3 protein-coding genes are annotated in these 19303 nt (G+C 73.3%); all 3 read right to left on the bottom strand.

The genetic code is table 11. The annotated features are described in order from the left end of the window. Positions 1-632: 632 nt before the first annotated feature. Positions 633-1577: a type VII secretion system-associated protein gene (locus ACWCV3_RS27720; protein ID WP_451229710.1), complete on the bottom strand. Its 945-nt coding sequence runs from the start codon at positions 1575-1577 to the stop codon at positions 633-635. A 69-nt stretch (positions 1578-1646) separates the two neighbouring features. Next, on the bottom strand, positions 1647-2408 hold the full coding sequence (locus ACWCV3_RS27715; protein ID WP_451229707.1) for a type VII secretion system-associated protein: 762 nt from the start codon (positions 2406-2408) through the stop codon (positions 1647-1649). Positions 2409-2431: 23 nt separating this feature from the next. Then, positions 2432-19282 carry a lonely Cys domain-containing protein gene (locus ACWCV3_RS27710; RefSeq protein WP_451229704.1) on the bottom strand — a complete coding sequence of 5617 codons (16851 nt, stop codon included), beginning with the start codon at positions 19280-19282 and terminating at the stop codon, positions 2432-2434. Positions 19283-19303: the final 21 nt, after the last annotated feature.

Raw genomic sequence — 19303 nt, 5'->3', positions numbered from 1 at the left:
CCCTCGCCCCGCGGGGGGGCGCGGGGGGCCACGAGCTGGGGTGGGTGGGGGGGTGCCGGGCGCGGTCCTGGGGGGCGCGTGGCGGGCCGCCCCCCCCCCCCACGGGGGTGGGAGCTCCGGAACCGTCGGTATCGATCCGCCCGTACGCCGATATCGCCGAGGGGACCTCGGCCGGAGGCAAGGGTTCGGGCCGAGGCGCGGGAGGCGTCCCGGGGACGGACCTGTCGTCGTACTCACTCACCGGCAGGCACTCCAGAAGCAGAAGACACGGTCCATCCTTTCGAACTCACCTTCCTCAGTTAACAGTCCGGTGGTGCGGACCTCTGAGTCGGGGTGCCCTTCCACGCGATGCCGGGTGTCGGACCTGACGCCGTACGACACGGCGCGGCGACCGTGGCCCGGGCCGAGGACCGCTCCGTCCCCGAGACCCCGACGGCACGCGACCGGCGTCCGCCACGGCGGGGGCCGTGTCGGACGACGGCTCGAAGGTACGTTCAAGCGTCAACGGTACACGCCCCGGAGCGACTTGGTCGGCAGTGGAGACTTCCCCCGGTTCCCACAGGCCCACTGTTCCCCTGCCGTACGCCCGCCGTACACGCGTGCGGGGCCGGGCAGCCGGAACGGCCCGCGTGTCAGTCCTCGTCCGTGGCCGCACGCCCGGGGCTGCCCCCAGGGCTGTCCGGCCCCCGGGCCGTGTCCGCTTCGGTACCGGGCACCTCCTCCGGCCCTTCCCCGTGCGGCAGCTGACTTACCGTCATGAAGTTGGGCCAGTCGTCGGCCGGGCCGGCGTCCCGCCGGTCCGCGCGCGCCTCGGGAGTGCCCGCGGCCGGGGCGGGCGCGGGCGGCCAGGCGTCGGCTTCCTCCAGAGCCGCGAACCTCTCGAGTTCGGCCATGGCCGCGCGCAGCGCGCCCGCCGTCACGAGCTGTCCCACCGGCGCGGAGGAGCTGAGGAAGAGCACCTCCTTGCCTTCCGGCAGCCGGTCCAGGAGATCGGGCACGAACATCACCTCGTGCGGGGGCAGTCTGTCCTGCTCCAGCTCGGGTGCGGTCGAGAAGACGGGTACGGCCTTCGTACCGTCCTCCGCGTCGGTCACCGCGAGGCCGCCCTGGCCGTCCAGGCACACAGCCACCTCCGCGTCGGCGAGCATCAGGGCGAACAGGTCCTCCGAGGCGTATCCGGTGGCGACCAGCTGCACGGCGGCGTCCACGGGACTGACCGGCGGGGCCCAGCCGTGGGCGTCGGGTGAGGGCCGGTACTCGTCGTTCGGCTCCCACTCGACGATCTCCCCGTTCTCGTCGCTGCGCCAGCGTCCGAGACTCGCCCAGGAGGGCGGGGGCTCGCCCTCGTCACCGCTCCAGTGCCGGTCGATGACGGACAGCCAGTGGTTGGTGGCCACCTTGGCGGCCTTGACGTACTCCTCGGGCGGTTCCCGGAATCCCGGGCGGCCCTTCAGCACCGCGGACGGGCCGCCCTGTGCGGTCGGAGGGCCCGGACCGTCGCCGACGGGCCCGTCCGGGGCGTCCGCCTCGGCGGGGTTCTCGGGCTCGTGGTCCGGAGGGCCGGAAGGGCTCGTCATGCGGGGCAACTCCATCGATGTGCGGTGTTCGTTGTCGGGTGTGCGGTGAGCCGGGCGGTGCGGCGCGGGTCAGGCGCCGGAGCCGGCCGGCTCCGGACCGGCCTCGCCCCCGGCCCGGGTGCCGGCGGGGGTCACGGTGACCGGGTGCTTAGGCAGGTCCGCGCCTCGGTCCTTCGAGGAACGCGCGGAGACAGATGCCTCTGCGGACTGCTTCCCCTCACCCCTCTCCATCCTCTCCCGGGCCGCCGCTTCGAGTGCCTGGCGCAGGGCGTCGGTCTCCACGGCCATACCGACGGGCCCGGACGGGTTGAGGTAGAGCACGTGGCCTTCGGGTATCCGGTCCACCAGTTCGTGGACCGGCGCGAGTTCGTAGCCGAAGCGCCCGGCCGTGTGGAGGTAGGTGGGCGAGGTGAAGACGGGCACCACCGCCGCTCCGTCGGGCGAGGTGGCCGACAGCGGAACGCCACCGGGGGCGAGCATGACGGCGACCTCCGCCACGGCCAGCGTCCGCGGGACCGCCTCTCCCGGACCGTAACCGGTGGCGGCGAGCTGGACCGCCTCGTCCACCGGGTCGGTCGGGGCGGACCAGCCGAGCGCCTGGGGCGAGGGACGGTACTCCTCGTTGGGGCGCCACTCCTCGATGTCCCCGTCCTGACCGGACCTCCACCGGCCCACCACCGCCCAGTCGGGCGGTTCGCCCTCCCCTGCCCACGCGGGGTCGACCATGCCCAGCCAGTGGTCGGGCGCGAGCCGGGCGGCCTCCTCGATCTCCTCGGGGACCGGCGGCGCGGTGTCGTCGGCGGCTCCGGCCCCGGCGGTGTCGGCGTTCATGGGCTCCTCGCTGCGGTGGGGTGTCATTCGCGGTCGTCGTTCAGTATGCGGTGGAGCCTGTCGGCCAGGGAGCCGGCCGGGGTCAGGTTCCGGGCCCGGAACCAGGCCTCGACCATGCGCTCCAGCCGGCCGGTGGTCAGGGCGCCGTAGTCCGGGCCGGGAAGGGCGTAGGGACCCAGCGCCGCCAGGACGGCCAGCGCGTCGCCCAGTACGTCCTGGTGGTCCGCCGACCATTCGGCCACCGCCGGATCCGCCTGGTCGGCCGGCCCCTCCGTGGCCGGCAGACCCGCCGCGTCCAGCACGTGCTCGTCGGGGAACCTGCCGTCGACGGCGACGTGTTCCCGCAGCTCCGCCTCGGTCAAGGGGGCGAGACGATGGTAACGGCCCCAGTTGTCGACGTAGTCGAGGTCGGCCGGCTCCGCGGCACCGCTCTCCCGCAGGCCGTCGAGGACCAGTTGGGTTCCCCGCATGATCTCGTCCAGGGTGTGGTGCCCCGCCTGCAGCATCTCGGCCATCAGCGCGATCCGCACCAGGCCCAGGTCGACGTCCAGACCCCACGCGTCCCGCATCTTCACCGCCTGCGCCATCAGGCGGTGGGCCGAGCCGGAGGTGCCGGCCCGGACCAGGGCACCCCTCGTCTCCGCTTCGGACTGCGGAAGGCTGCTCATGGCGATGTCGTAGCGGTTCATCCCCGGCACCCAGGGGATGCCGTCGTCCGGCATGAGGGCCCGCTCGGCCTCGCTCAGCGGGGGCGACAGGTCCTCGGGGCGCAGCGGTGTGCGCAGCGCCCGTCCGTCGCGGGCCAGCCGCGCCTGCTCCTCGGGCGTTCGGTACGGCCGTGCGCCCAAATCCTCGTAGGCCGTCATCGTCTCGGCGGGCAGCCGGAAGGACCGGTACTCCGCGGTGATCACCTCGGGGTTCGGGTCGGGGCTGCCGAGCAGGTCGGAGATCAGTCCGCCGTGCCCGTCCGGCGACCGCGAGCCGATCCACAGCATGGCCATGCGTTCGCGCAGGTTGCCCGACTCCGCGACGGCCTGGAGCCGGTCCCGGTCGGTGCCCACCGCGCCGTCGACGGCCGGGTCGTCCGTGCCGAGTTCCGGCCAGCGACCTGCTGCCACGGCCCGGGTCCAGAGCTCCGCGGTCATCACGCCGAGCTGGGTGTTCGCCTCCTCGTGACCGCCGAGATACCGGCCCAGCCGCTCCTCGAAGCGTGCGGCCTCCGCCATGTAGCGGACGCGGGCCAGGATCCACTCAGGCGCCTGCCGGGCCGCCGCCGGGCGCAGCGCGGACACCGGAGCCGAGGACAGGGCGTCCGCCACCCGGTTCAGCCGTGCGGTGCTCTCGGCGGTGGTGTCGCCCGGTCCGTCGGCAAGCCCGGCAAGGTGGCGGTCCCCCTCATGGACCAGCAGGGCGGGGGGTGCGCCGCCGGTGCGCTCGCCGTGGAGCGTCACCTCGCCGTCCGGGCCGGCCACGGCGACCGCCACCCCGAGGCCGCGGGCCGCCGCCGTCACGAGCGGCCCCATCGGCACGGCCGCGCCCTCGGCTCCGTAGGAGGCGTCCGTCAGCAGCACCCGAAGACGCCGGGCGGGGCTCAGCGGGACCCCCGAGGCCGGGAGCTTGTCGCCGAGGAGCATGGCCTCTGCGCGCTGGGAGATGTCGAGGGGTGCCCCGACCTTGTCCAGGAGGCTCAGCGGGAGGTTCCGGCTCGCGTCGAGCGGCGGGACCTGCGCCTCGGGCGCGTCGTCGTCGGTGAGGACGCCGTCCAGCCAGGCGCGGAGGTCGTCGGCCGTGTCGATGCCCGCCTTTTGCAGAGCGTCGGGCGCGGCGAAGCGGAGGGCGAACAGCAGGGTGGGCACAGTCCGGTCACCCTCCCCCGGCGACTCGTGGAGGGCGAAGACGGTGCCGTCGAGCTCGGCGGCGTACGGGCCCGTGCGCCGGTAGCCGTCCGGGGGTGCGGGGGCGAGGGCCTCCTGGCCGGTGGCCTCGTCGCCGGCCTCCAGGGTGGCGGCCTCGTCATCGGTGAGTTCCACGATGCGCGGCGCCGGCCCGTCCTCGGCGTTGTGAAGGACCCGGGAGGGGTAGGCGGGCATCTCCTCGAACTCGTATTCGGCGAAACGCCGCCCCGTCACGGCATCCGTCTCGATGTCGCGGCTGGTAATGCTCATCGCCGTGCCCGGCGGGTAGAGCACCTCCTCCTCGTCGATCCAGGCCGAGAACGGTGCCACCTGGCGGGCCGTGGAGAGCGCCACGTACCCCCGCATCGCGTGCCGGTCCTGGGCGTCGCCCATCCCCCTGAGGTCGCCCCGCATGTATCCTCCCGCCTTGTTCCAGTCCTCGGTGGTGCTGCGGAATCGCGGGATGTAGAGCGTGGTCGTGGTGAGGAGGGGTCCGTTCTGCGAGGTCGCGTCCAGGTGGCCCGGGAGCCAGCCACCCCAGTAGACCGGGCCGTTCACCGGCGGAAGGATCTCCAGGGCCTCGACCGCCATCTCGACGTGCATGGCCATGTCGTCGTACAGCTTGTCGGCGATCCTGTTCACCCGGCGGCGGATGGCCTTGGTCTCCTCCTCGGCCGCCTCCGGGTCCAGGTCCCGCAGATCGGAGATCGCGTCACTCAGGTCTTCGTCTGAGTCCAGCAGTTCCGGCAGGCCCTGGCCGGTCTCCACGACGTCCCCCCGCACGTACTGCCAGATCCGCTCCCTGAACATCCAGCGGCCGGCGGCGCCGAAGCGGGTCGCGGTGACGTAGGTCTTGAAGAGCTCGTGGTCCTGGCTGGTGTAGAGGAACAGCGCGGTCAGATGGCCGGGAGCCAGGGCACGCAGGGACGCCCGGCCCCGCTCCCCGAATCGCTCGAGCCACTTGGTGGCCACCTCGACCCGTTCCACCAGTTCCTCCGGCACGGGTGCCCCGGTCTCCGCCGCGGTCAGCGCCTGCGCGATGTCCCCGGGAACTGCGACGTCGTAGCGGGAGACGAAGCGTGTCCTGCTGTCGTAGAAGTGGTGGTGCGGCAGGACCGGGCCCGTACCGAAGGCACGCCCGGCCACCCGGTGCAGCCGGGCGCCGTCGAGGGCGAGCGCGACTCGTTCCGCCTCGATGCCCACACCCGCCATGTGGGAGGCACGCAGCACCTCGTGCAGGGAATGGGTGTCGGTCAGGATCGACCAGGCCAGCAGCGCCTTGCGGAAGGCCATCAGCTCGGGTCCGCTCGCCCCGATCGCCCGGTAGGCCTGCATCAGCCACAGGGCCGGTCCGACCACCCCGCCGACGTACCGGAATCCGCGCGGGTCGTGCGCGGTCCGGTACGCACCCTGCCGCGGTCCGTGCGGCCGCGGGGCCCACGGTGACCGGAGCCAGCCGGGCTGGGTACGCAGCAGGGTGACGGGCCCCGCGTCGCCGTACGCCGCATGGCCGAACGCCTGGACCATCTGAGGTACGGACGGACCGGCCTGCAGGAATCGGTGCACCGCGTCCGGTGCCGCGAGCCACTGCTCGGCCTCCGGGCCCCGGAAGAAGGCGCTGTCCGCCGCGAGCGCGCCGTGCCGCTGCGCCAGGAAGTGGTGGAGCCGGCTGAGAGCACGCGCGGCACCCTGGACGGCCTCGGGATCGGTGGAGAGCTTCTGCGCCAGGCTCCACTCGAACCGGAAGCTGAGGTTGCGCCACTCGCGGTCGCGGTAGAGCCCGGCGAAACGTACGGCCTCGGAGGCACCGGGGACCCGCCATCCCGGCACGGACCAGGGTGCGTCGGCCGGCGAGCCGGGTCCGGCCTCGGCCTCCCCCGGCCCGGGAGGGCCGAGGTTCGTGCCGGCCAGGGTAGCCGGGGTGACGCGCAGCATGGTCGTGGGACTGCCGTCGACGGCCTCCAGGAGGTGGATCTCGGCCGTCGGCTGCCCGTCCTCGTCCTGACCTGGGGTGATAGCCGCACGGCCGGTGCTGACGAACACTTGCAGGCCGGTGTGGTGGATGATCGGCGCGACCAGTCGGACGGCGTCCCGCAGACTGTCGCCCCGGGCCGCAGTGCCGGTGGGCAGGCCTGTGCTGGTGGCGTCGCCGCAGGCGAGGATGGTGATGCTGGTGAAGCCCGCCGCGGCCAGGCCCTCGCCGAGCAGGCGCCCCACCATGGCGCCGTCGGCACCGACGCTCCTGTCGTCCTCTCGGGCGACGGCATAGCCGTCGCGCCAGCCGTGGGACGCCCAGAAGAACGTGCCGTTCTGCGTCGTGGCGGGCAGCGGACGCCGTCGGGCCACGCGTTCCTGGGCGGGGCCGCGGCTCCACTCGGTGTAGTGGGTGGCCGCGTGCAGGCGACCGTAGAAGGGCTCGCGCAGCGCCCAGTCCCGACGGGTGAAGGATGCCTTGCCGAACGTCCTGCCGTTCGCCCGGATCTCCTGGACGGCGATCCCTTCCAGGGAGGACGCGGTCCCGTGCCCCTCCCACGGGGCGTTCCAGTAGTCACGCTGCGGATAGGCGCCTGCCGGTGAGCCGTCGTCACCGAGGTCGGAGCGGGCGTCGAGGTCGGGGTGGGTGTCGAAGTCCGACCCACCGGCGTCGGACATGTCGGAGTCGCTGTCCAGGCCGAGGTCGAACAAGGCGTCCGCCGAGTCCTCGAACACCACCGGGGTGAAGGGAAGCGGGTCGGCCGACGTCGTGCCGGAGAGGCCGTCGGGCAGCGGGGTCGCCTCCTCGACCACCTCGTGCAGCATCGGCGGCCGTCCGCGGGTCTCGACGAGCCGTCGGTCGACGACGTCGAACTCCATGCCCGGCGGGTACAGGGCCTCCCCTTCCGAGAGGTGCTTGAAGAAGGGAGTGCCGTCGCGCGCCGTCGAGTTCCTGACCTGGACCAGCTTGCGGTGCGAACCGGCGGGAACCGCCTTGTCGCCCAGGGCGAACTCGATCGCCTCCGTGGGCTTCAGCGAGGTGCTGCGGAAGAACGCCACGCGGATGGTGTCGGCACCGTACATGGGGCCGTTCAGGGCGGGCCGGTCGATGGGGCCGGGCGCTCCCCGCTCGCCCCACCACGCGGTCTCCCCGACGGACGGCAGGATCTCCAGCGCCTCGACGGCCATGTCGATGTGCAGTCTCAGCTCGTCGTGGAGCCGGTCGGCCATCATGTCCGCGCGGCGCCGCAGCCGGGCCAGCTCCGGACTCGGGGTGTCGAGATCGGGCAGTTCGGTCAGTTCCTCGTACAGGTCGGTGAAGTCGGGCCGGCTGACCAGGGTGAGCGGCGGCATGTCCAGCTCCTCCTCGCGGGCCGACTCCAGGAGGTAACGCCAGCTGTGGAAGCGCACCAGGTGACGGCTGAGGCCCTTGCCCAGACGTTCGCCGTTGAGCAGCGCCTTCATCAGCCGGTAGTCGTACGAGCTGTAGAGGTACAGGGCCGTGATGTGGGCCGGGGTGAGCCGCCGGAGCACCTCGGCGCCACGGTCGCCGTACCGCTCCAGCCAGTCGGCCATGACCTGGAGCCGGGGGGCCGGGCGGGGCGGCAGCGCGCCGGCCAGCGCGGCGTCGGCCATCGTGACGAGGGCGTCCGGTACGTCCATCGTCCCGGTGAGTTCGAACGGGAAGGTCATGCGCTCCTGGTAGAGGGCCTGGTGCGGCGGGGTCAGGGCCGCGAGCTCGCTGCCGTCGTCCTCGCGCGGCAGCAGCCCGCTCTCCGTGAACCGGCGCACCGTCCAGGTGTGGAGCGCGGCACCGTCCCGGGTGGCGGCGGCGCGTTCGTCCGCGGTGCCCATGCCGATCAGGTGGGAGGCGCGCAGCACTTCGTGCAGCGACTGCAGGTCGTACGGGATCGTCCAGGCGGCCACGGCGGCGCGGAACGCCGGCAGTTCGGTGGACGGCAGGCCGAGCGCGGCGAACATCCGCAGCAGGCGCAGCGCGGGACCGCGTTCGCCGCCCACCCGGCGGAAACCGCGGCTGTCGTGCACGGCACGGTAGGCGCTGTCCTCCGCGAACCGCGCGCCGCCTGCGGAAAGGGCCTCCTCGACCTCGCGGGGCAGCCCCGGACCGGCGTACGCGGCGTACACGAGGGCCCTCATCAGTCCGTCCAGGGCCTCCGGCCCCGGCGGCTCGTCGAGCAGACCCTCCAACGCGGCGACCGGGTCCTCCGGCGCGGCGTCCGGGGCGAAGAACGCGCGGGCCGCCGCGTTGCCCCCGTTGCGCTCGGCGAGCCGCTCGTACACCCCGCGCAGGGCCGTCCCGGCCGCGTCGGCGAGTCCGGGGACGTCGCTCAGCGCCTCGGCGAGGGAGTCCTCCCAGTCGACGCTCGCCTGCCGCCACGCGCGCTCCTGGTAGAAGCCGGTGAACCGCGGCGTGTCCGGGGCCCCGGCAGGGCGCCAGGGCGTCACCGACCAGGGCGCTCCCCCGGCGGCGTCGGCGGCGACGAGCTGCTCCGGGGCGGCGTCCCGCACGCTTCCCGTGACGTTGGACAGGCCGGGGGACGGGTAACCGAACGCGGCACGCCGGCCGGTATCCACGCCCGGGGCCGGTACGCGGGGACCCGTCCAGCCGTCCGGGTACTCCGTCACCCAGTACGTGGCCCGCCCGTCGGCGTCCTCCAGCAGGTGCGGCAGCCCGTCGGACACCGCCACGCGCCCCACCGCAAGATGAGTAGGCAGCCCCGAACCGACGGCAATCCGTTTCGCGCGCGCCCGGGCCTCCGCCTCGCTGAGCGGCACGTCGCCGGGACCGCACGCGAGCACCGTCACGCTGCGGAAGCCGCGGTCCCGCGCCGAGCGCAGCAGCCGTCCCACGTACGCCCCGTCGTCCCGCTGCACGCCACCGTCGCCGGTGACCAGCGCCAGCCCGTCGGCGCCGCCGTGCGACGCGAAGAAGAACGTCCCTTCGGCCGTGCCACCGCCCGGCAGCGCCTGCTCCGAGGCGGCCGGCCGGCCCGCGCCGTCGCGCTCCCACGACACGAAGCCCCGCGCGCGGTCCAGCCTGCCGTACTGCTCCTGCCGCTCCGCCCAGTCCGCGTCGTCGAACGACGCCACACCGATCAGCTCGCCGTTCCGCCCGTGCACGGGCCGCATCACCGGCGCGGGCCGGATCCCGGCGTCGGCTGCGGCGGCCGGGGGACGGACTCCGAACAGGTCGTCGGGCGTACCGGGTTCCGTGATCCGGCCGATGTCAGCGGGCGTCTGTCGAGGGGCCATCTCTTCGGTCTGGATGAACTCGTACGGCTCCGTGCGCGCATCGCCGGCGACGACGGTCCGGCTGGTGATGTCCACGGAGGCACCCGGCGGGTACAGGACCTCCGTCTCCAGGGGCAGGACGACGAACGGGCTGACCTCCCGCGCCGTGGAGCGGGTCACGTGTACCAGCCCGCGGTGCGCGTCGCCGGGCACCGCCTTGCTCCAGTGCATGAAGCCGAGCGCTTCCTCCTTGCTCCGCGCCGTGCTGCGGAAGACCGGCATCGTGATCCGGTCCCTGCCGTAGACCGGGCCGTCGACCGGGGGGGCGCCCAGCGCCCCGGGCACCCCGCGGTCGCCCCACCAGACGTCGCCGTTCAGCGGGGGCAGGATCTCCAGCGCCTCGATCGTCATGTCGACGTGCAGGGCCAGTTCCTCGTGCACCGCGTCCGCCATCGCGTCCAGATGACGCCTCAGGCGCGCCACCTCGGGGGTCGATGCGTCGAGGTCGTCCACGTCCCACATCGCGTCGAACAGCTTGGCGAAGCCCTCCTGGCCGCGGAGCGTCGTGGGAAGGAGGTCGGCGGCCCCGACCTCGGCCATCTTCCGGGTCAGGGTCCAGGTGGTGAGGCGCACCAGGCGGCGTCCCAGCCCCGCACCGAAACGCTCGCCGTTGAGGAACGCCTTCATCAGCCGGTAGTCCGCGCCGCTGTAGAGGTGCACGGCCGTCAGATGCGCGGGGTGCAGCCGTGCCAGGGCCTCCCTGCCCGCGTCGCCGTATCGGTTCAGCCAGTCCTGGAGCGCCCTGCCGCGGGGCGTTTCGGGCAGCGGGTCTCCGGCGAGCGCGGTGTCGACCAGGTTTACGAGGCCGCCGGGGAGGTCCAGTCTGCTGCGTGTGATGGCGTGGCCGAACGTCATCCGCTCCGCGTACAGGGCGCGGTGCGGCGGGACCAACGGCGCGAAGGACGGCTCGTCCCGGTCGGTCCGGGCGGGTCCGGCCGCCCCGACCGAGTCCGCCACCCAGGTGTGGAGTCCGGCACCGTCGCGCAGCGCGAGGTCACGCTCCTCGGGGGTTCCCAGGCCGATCCGGTGGGAGGCACGCAGGATCTCGTGGAGGGACTGGAGGTCGGCCGGAACCGCCCAGGCGATGAGGGCGTCGCGCAGCGCGAGCAGCCGACCCGGCGCCGCGCCGAGCGCGGCGTAGGTCCGCAGGAGCCGGAGTGCGGGGCCGTGCTCGCCGCCCACGCGGCGCATCCCCCGGCTGTCGTGCACCTCGCGGTAGGCGCTTCCCGGCGCGTACCGCGCACGGCTGCCGGCCGGCCGGGACAGGGCCTCGGCCGTCTCGCGCGGCAGCCCGGGACCGGCGTACGAGGCGTACGTGAGCGCCGTCATCAGCGCGTCGAGGGCGAGCGGCCCCGGGGGCAGCGTCGTCAGCCGCTCCAGCTCCGCGGCCGGGTCCGCGGGAATCGCGTCCGGGGCGAAGAAGGCCCGCCGGGCGGCGTCCTCACCGTGGCGCGCCGCGAGCTCCCCGTGCATACGGGACACCGCGTCGCGCACGGAGTCGACGAGCCCGGCGGTCCGGCCCACGTGCTCGGCGTACGCGAACTCCAGGGCGGCGCTGCGGCGTCGCCACTCCCGGTCCCGGTACAGGCCGGCGAACCTCACCGTGCCGGGCGATCCGGCGGGACGCCAGGACGGTACCGCCCAGCCCGGACCGTCACCGGAGGTGTTCCGGGTGTCGGTGGTGTCCTCGTCCGGGGTGCTCCCCGGGTCGGCGGGAGACACGGGAGTGGCGTTGATCCGGGCGGCGGACGGATAGGCGAAACCGGGCCGCTCGCCCGGTTCCGGTTCCCCGGTGCCGGAACCCGCGAAGTGGAACGTCCCGACGCCCGAGTCCTGCCGGGCCGACGGTGTCGGCCAGAGCGGGGCGGCGGCCGGGGCCGTGGTGACGCTGTCCGAAGGCCAGGGCAGTACGGGCCGGGCCTTCCAGACGGTCGTGATCCACTGGCCCAGCTTCTTCTCGCGGAGGGCGGTGACGGCCAGCGGGCCGAACAGGTCGTCCTCGACGAGGTCGAGGGGGCCGGTGTAGCCCCAGGCGTTGCGCCCGGTGCGGTCGGAGAACGCCTGCAGCCGCTTCGCTCCCCCGGCCGCGAACTCGGGCATCGGGAAGAGGACGGGGACGTCCACTTCCGCCTTGGTCACGAGTGGGGCGAGGTCCAGGAGGGCCCAGAGCTCCTCGTCGGGTATGCGCAGCGGGGGGTGGCCGGGCAGGTGCACGACGACCGTTCCCCCGTCGATCCCGGTCCAGATCACCCCGGTCCGGCCGGGTCGCTTCCTGGACTTCCACTGTGCCGGGTGAGGAACGGTGATGATGTCCCCGCCGCGCTTCAGCCGCGCGTACCAGTGGTCCACGTCCACGCCGTTGGGGGCCGGGCGGCCGCTCCAGTTGTAGCCGGTCGGTTCCGTCCCGTCGGTGAGGACCTGTGCGAAGGCTCCCAGTTCACCGAGGTGGTAGGCGGCCAGCAGATGGGGGTCGGCGATGTCCAGGCCGCGCGCGTGGGCCCGGGTGGCCAGGAGTGTCAGCTCCATGACCCGGTCGTCGGTCCAGGGGTCGGTTTCCGCCATGTGGAGGACACCGCGGCCCAGGCTCTCCTGCTCCACCGGTGTCATCCCGAACAGGATCCGGTCGGCCGCCGCCACCGTCGCCCAGAAGACCCGCGCGGTCTGCCTCGGACTCACCGGCGTGGAGTCGGGCAGGTCCAGCGCGCCCTGGACGAGGCTCGTGCCGTCGGCGCCCGACAGCTCCTCGACGGCGTAGGTCAGCGCCGTGTCCGGAACCATCTCGCTGAGCCGGGCGCCCGGCCGCTGGGCCACCAGGTTCCGGGCCGCGTCCAGGACCGTCACGTAAGCGGCCTGAGCCGGGGCGTCTCCGCCGACCCGCCGCGCGAGGAAGCTCCACAGGTCCAGCCGGAACGGGGTGAGCGAGCGCAGGCCGGGGTCGCCGGCGCGCAGGGTCTCCAGCGCGCCGATGCCCTTCAGCACCCGCTCGTACCGTCCCTCCGGCACTCCGCGGTCGTCCTCGACGGCCTGGCCGAACGCCTCGCGCAGCGCACGGACCAGCAGCAGCGTGGTCGCCCGGACCTCCGGTGGCACCACGCCGGGGGCCGTGTGCAGGCCGGCGTCCCGCGCCAGTTGGTCCAGCTCGCTGTCCAAGGGCTCCGGCCGGTCACGCTCCTGACGTCCTATCACACCGCCGGGGGTGTCCTGGATCATAAAGGTACTGGGGGACATACCCACGACCATGGACGTCGACTCGACCTCGAGCCCGCTGGCGTTGGCCGCCTCTCGCCCGATCGACACCTCTTCCAGGGGGTCCTCCACACGGGGTACCGGGCGGCCCCCCCTCGGCCGGTTCCGCGGGTCGCCCGCCGACCCGGAGTAGCAGACCCTCACCCCCAACCGGTAACCGGGGCGCAGCTCCCTGACGTCGGGCAGCCCGCCGATGTACCGCCCGCCATCGCGCGCGTTCAACGTCACCTTCCCGCCGTCGCGCAGTGCGAGCGCAATGCCGCCCGGGAAGCCGTGTGCGTGGAATTCGTAGATGGCGCGGTCGGGGTTGAACGGCTCGGTGGCGACCGGCTGGGCGCCCTCACCGGTAACCACGTAGTGCATCAGTCGCCGGAAGTTGTAGTAGGACCGCAGCAGCGTCTCGCGCCCGGCCATGTTGTCGTGCATGGAGATGCTGCCGAACCGCTCGCGGCGGTCGAACACCAGGGGCCGGATGGCCACGTCGCTGTCGCGGAACCTCCTGCCCTCCAGCGATACCCACTCCCGGTCCTCGAACGGCGCAGGCGCGGCGGGCGGGTCGAACGGCACCCAGTCGCCGTGCCAGTCACCGGGGTCCCGGACCGTCATCGTCGGCACGTGGGCGCCAAGGCCGGAGTCGTACCGAAGCGACCCGTCGCCGCTCGGCGCCCACACCCGCCGCCTCAGTCTGACGGCAACCGCGCGCATCAGAAGCAGGTACTGGGTGCCCGCGTACGGGATGGCCAGCACGACCGGCACGTGGCCCGGCTGTCGCGTCAGTTCCGGATCCGCGGCCAGCATCTCCGCGAACGCCTCGTGGTCCACCGGATCCCCCTCCACGACCACGTAGGCGTCGCCGCCCCAGGGCGCGGGCCGGTCCGGCTCCCATACCTCCGGCGCGAACCGGCCGCCCGTGACCACCCGCACACGGTCGACCCGCACCTCGCCGATCCAATCCCACGTGAGATTGCGTCCGCGCACCGCGCCGGAGCCGTCCCGCAGCACGGTGTCCGGGTCCTGCAACGGGTCCGCTACCCGCGTGGTGGGGACGGTCGTGGTCGTCGGTCCGAAGAGCATGGGCGTGCCGTGCGTGAGGGTGGCGGTGCTCGGCTTCCGGGTGGCGGCGGTCCAGTGGCCCGGGGCGCCGGTGGCCGGGTCGGGCAGGGCGAGGATGTGGAGCGGCACGCCGGGGCTGGTGTCGGTGAGCAGCATGGGTGCGCTGTAACCGTAGGCAGGGCGCCCCGTGTCCTGCGAGAACGTCTGTACCAGCTGCGGGCTCAGCGCCCCTGCACCGGTGGTCAGGAACAGCACCGGAATGCCCAGACCGACGCCGCGCATCGCCGGGCTCATGTCCAGCAGGGCGAGGAACTCGCGCTCGGGGACGGGGACGGTAGCGCGGCCCGGGAGGTGGAGGAGGATGGTGCCTGTCTGGTCGACCTCGATCAGGGTCAGCATGGGCATGGGTTTGCCCGGGCCGGTCCAGTCCGGCTCGACGGAGGTCAGGGCGGTCCCGTCGGGCCCGGAGGTCATCCGGCGTACGGTGCTCCAGTCGACCCCGGCGGGCGCGGGGGCCCCGGACCAGTTCACGCCCTGGATGTTGGGGCCCTGCCGCAGCAAGGCCGCCGGACCGAAGGCACCGGCTTCCTTCAGGTGGTAGGCGGCCAGCAGGTCGTGGTCGGTGACGTCCATGCCCTCGGCGATGGCCTTGGCGGTGACCGCCCACAGGGCTTCCTGCTGTGACCGGTCCCAGGTCGTGGTGCTGTCGAGGTGGAGGACCTTGCGGCCCATCGCCTCGCGGCCGGTGGGTGTCAGGAGACGGAAGATCTGGGCGGCGCGTGCCGTGGCCCACAGTGTGGACGCCACGTGCCGTGGGGTGACCACCGCCGAGGCGGACAGCGACTGCACATACCGGATCGCCTGCTCGCGCTTGTCCGCCAGCTGCCTGAGGGTGATCTGGAGAGCCGGTGACGGCACGACGTCCGTGAGCCGGGCGGTGGGGTCGGCCGCCAGCCGGGCCGCGGCGAAGTCGAGCAGGGCGAGGTACCCGGCCCGGTCCGGGGAGCGGCCGGTGTGTTCCTGGACGTAGAAGTCCAGCAGGTCCATGCGGAACGGGGTGAACGGACTGAGTGCCGGGTCGTTGGCCCGCATCCGTTCCAGCGCGGCGACGCCCTTCAGTACGCGCTCGTAGCGGCCGCCCGGCACGCCACGGTCGTCCTCGATCTCGTTGCCGAACACCCTGCGCAGCGCCCGCACCACCCGCAGGGCGGCATCCCGGACCTCCACCGGCACCGCGCCCGTGCCGTCGTGCAGGCCCACCTCCCGCGCCAACCGGTCCAGCTCGTGGTCCAGCGGCTCGGGGGGCTGCAGGGCCTGGCGGCCACGCTCACCGTTCGCCGCGTCGACCGTCGAGCGCCGGACGTCGTTGAAGCCGGTCGGCCGGGTGCTGCCGATCGTTCCCTTACGCGACAGGTTCGCCACGTACAGGTTGAGCGGGACCTCACCCAGCGGATCGTCCACATGGGGCACCGGAGCGGACGGAGCCTGTGGCCGCAACGGGTCGCCGTCCGACGCACTCCAGCAGAGCTCCAGGTGTATCCGGTGCCCCGGGGGCAGTTTCCGCACCTCCGGCAGCCCCGCGATGTACGCGGCCGCGTCCGGTGTGGCGAGGTCCACCGTCCTGCCGTCACGCAGCGGAAGCACCACCCCGCCGAGGAACGCATGCCCGGCGTACACGTAGACCGCCGCGTCCATGGAGACCGGCTCGGAGTCGCCCTCCTGGTACGACGCGCCGACGGGCGTCAAGTGCACCAGCTCCCGCATCCGGCGGAAGGTGCGGAAACGCCGCTCCACCCGTCGCAGTCCGTCCTGCCGCGACATGGCCAGCCGGCCGAACCGCTCGTGCTTCTCGTCCGCCAGCGGGCGGGTGTCCACGTCGCTGTCGCGGAACACCGTCCCGTCCAGCGCCGTCCACGTACGGTCCTCGTGCCGCACGGGCGCGGCCGGCGGGAGAACCTTCACCCACGCACCGACCGGCGCGTGCGGATCGGGGTCCATCAAAGCCGGTACATGTGCGTTCCCCGGCTCGTCGAGGGCCAGCCGCGCCACACCGCTGGCTCCCCACACCGTACGGCCCAGCCGGTGGGCGACCAGCAGCAGTGTCTCCTGGTACTGCTGTCCCGCGAACGGGACGGCCAGGACGACGGGAACGTCCTTCGGCAGCTTCGCCAGTTCCGGGTCGGCGGCCAGCACGGCGGCGAGGCCCTCGGCGTCCAGCACCCGGCCGTCCGGTAGGTCCACCCGCCCGTCCTCACCCGCCGCCGCCACGACGTAGGCGGTGGTCGGCCACGGCGCCGGCCCGGCCGAGACCACCCTCGGTGCCACACCCGGCCGGGCCTCGATGACCCGGACCGTCCCCAGCCGCACCCGGCCGACCCGTTCATCCGTCCAGTTGCGGCCCTGCGGACGCCCCGACGGCCCTGTGATCAGCGTCTCCGCCGACAGCAGGGAGTCGTCCGGCCCGGTCGACGTGTCCGGAGCCGCCGGGGGTTCGGGAGCGCTCTGCGCGGGGGTGGAGGCGTACGGCGGCGGGGCGGGTGACGCGGAAGACCCCGGCTCCGGCGCGAAGAACGTCATCTCTCCGTCCTGCGCCACCGCAGGGCCGACCGCCTCCCCCCAGGCCCGCACGCTGTGGTGCTGCGGAACGATCGAGAACCTCGACAGCTCCAGGTCCACACCCGTCGCACCTGCCGCCGACAGCAGCAGGAACTGCAGGCCCACCGGCAGCGAAGGCTCCGGCTGCCCGAAAGCCGCGAAGTGGGAACTCACCGCCGACCGCAGATCGCCCCAGGTGAGCGACGTCTGCACGCCATTGGCCGCGCGGGTCTGCTCCAGCGCCCAAAACCCCGTCAGAAGCGCCTCGAACGCGGCCGTGTCGTTCTCCAGCAACGGACCGTAGACCAGCCGGATCGCCCGCACCCACCGCCGCACCTGCGGCGCCCGGTCACGACGGCCCGTGATCTGCTCGGCCCAGCGACCCAGCTCGGCGGTCGACAGCCCAGGACGGAACCCGACCCACCAGTCACCCTCCGCCAACTGCCACCGCACGCCCGCCGACCCGTCCGCAGGGACCAGCACCGGCTCGGCACCACTGCCCGTCGCCCACACCCACCGGTCCAGACCATCGGCCAGAATCTCACCGGCCAAAGGCACCTCCAGCGGGTCACCCGCAGGCAACCCGGTGAGATCCGCCCCCACCACCAGCACCGGACGCTCCGGTGCCAGCGCCGTCAGGTGCCCGTCCACCGCGAACAGGAAGTCCACGACCCGCGCGTAGTCGAACACCCCGTCACTGCCGTCCGACAGAGGCAACGACGCGGCTGCCGGACCACCGCGCAGCCCGACCAGATAGGCGTCCGCGAACGGCAAGGTCTGCGCCGGGCTTTCCAGCGGAACCGGGCCCCGTCGCACGAAAGTGAACCCGACCACCTCGGGCATCAGGCCGTAGGCATGCCGGTGGGCGTCCTGCCAGTCCTCGACCGGGCGCGAGGACGTTCCCACCGGCCTGCCCTCCGCGTCCCGGTGCCCGACCACCAGCACCCGGTCCAGAGGAACCCGCGCCCCGTCCTGCGCGACCAGTTCCGAAGCCCACACCATCACCGGCGGCGTCCGCTCCGGATCGGCGAGGATCTCCAGAGCAGCCCGCGCGGAGCGGACCATGTCCTGCAGCTTCGACCGGTGCTGCGGGGGGACGGAGTCGACGGCCTCGGACGCCTCGTCGACAGCCGTGCGCAGCGCCCGGTGCACGGAGCCGTCTTCGGGCAGCGGGGTCCCCAGGGCGTACTCGCCCAGGGCGCGGGAGATCCGCTGGCTCTCCCCCACCGACATCAGCCGGCGGTAGCTGCCGCCGCTCTGCTGCGGCAGCCCGGACATCAGCACCGTCTGCACGAAGTGGGCGAGGCCTCGGACGGCGTCGTTGTCCAGGACCCGGGTGATGGCATCGCGCAGGACGTCCTCCGGCAGCGGGGCCCGGTGCGTGAGCGCCCGCCGGTAGACCTCGCGGCTGAGCTTCGACAACTCGGCCACGGCCAGCCGGATCTCCTCGGGCGTCATCAACTGCCCACCGTCGTAGGCGTAGTGCCGCAGTTCCGTGAGGACCAGTGGGACCTCCAGCCTGCCGTCGTCGGTGTCCAGGGTCGGGTACTGGTCGTCGTCCATGTCGACCGTCTGCTTCTGGGTGACGGTCTTGCCCCGGGAGGTGCGCCCCGTCAGCACGGAGGTCAGGTGCTCCCGGGGCGACGGCACATCGCCGATGGTGGCGTCGAAGTACCCCGGGAAGAGCGGCTTGTCCGGTGTGACGTTGCTCCGGTAGTACTCCAGCAGCCTCCCGAGCACGACGGCGAGCCTCGCGCTGATGCCGTCGTGGTGCTCGTCGAGGAATTTCCGGGAACGGGGCCGCAGCGCCCGCAGGATGCGGTCCAGCGCGTGACGGGACGCCACCGTCAGGCCGTTCTTGGTCATGAACCCGGTCTGGCTCTGGTTGAGGATTGTGCCGCCCGGCCTGGCGACGGTGTGGGCGTAGCCCAGCCGCAGGTAGCCCCACAGCTCGTCGATGTCCGGGATGGGCGACAGGAAGGGAACGACCGGGTCGGGAACGTCGCTCCGGCCGGTGAAGGCGCGCACGAAGTCCGCGGTGGCCGTCATCCCGAACTCCCTGCCCGACATCTCGACCGACCCGAGGACCCCGTGCGGCAGCCGGTCGACCGCCGCGTCGTAGAGCGCGCTCAAACCGAGGGCGGGCAGACCCGTGGTGGGCTGCACATAGGCGAGGTTCTTCTGGAGCGGTGACCGGCCGACCAGGGCCTTGTCGCCCAGCTCGGTGGTCTCCCAGCCGTCCAAGGCGGGGAGGAGATCGGAGAGGCTGATGTGCGGGGCGGCGCCCGGTGCGTCCCTGGCGTCCAGGGCCCGCTCCACCCGGTCCAGCCGAGCCAGCGCCTCCTCCTGGGACTGACGCTGCTCACCGGGGAGTACCGCCATCGGCTCCAGGACGACCTCGCCGATGAGGTAGGAGGCCCTCTGGGGGTGCGGCTCTCCTGGTACGGCCGCGGGCATGGTGAGGTGCATCCGCCCGTCGGCGGTCCGGAAGAGCGGGGCATGATCGGTGACGATCTTCACACCGGGCGCCACGGCCAGTACCTGCTTGGCCGGTACGTCGCCGATGCCGCTGATCACGAACCACTGACGCTTCTCGACCTCCAGGCCGAGCGCGCCGTACCCGTGCCCCGTCGCCGCGTCCAGCACCGCGTGTGCCGTGGACGACGACTGCGCGAACTCCGGCAGCGCACGCTCCACCGCCCGACCGGCGGGGTCGACGACGAGAGCCCGCGCGTCCGACGCCGCGACCGACGGCGGCAGCGCCGACACCTGCCGGCCCGCACCCGCCGACACGTCCACCCACACCACACCGTCGGAGCC

The sequence above is a fragment of the Streptomyces sp. NPDC001781 genome (assembly GCF_053596035.1).
The sequence above is the reverse complement of the archived record's forward strand: the minus strand, read 5'-3'. Positions and strand labels throughout refer to the sequence as shown.

Bases quoted from the DNA above. Each gene is read 5' to 3' on its own strand.
- ACWCV3_RS27715 (WP_451229707.1), bottom strand. From the start codon at position 2,408: ATGAACGCCGACACCGCCGGGGCCGGAGCCGCCGACGACACCGCGCCG.
- ACWCV3_RS27720 (WP_451229710.1), bottom strand. From the start codon at position 1,577: ATGACGAGCCCTTCCGGCCCTCCGGACCACGAGCCCGAGAACCCCGCC.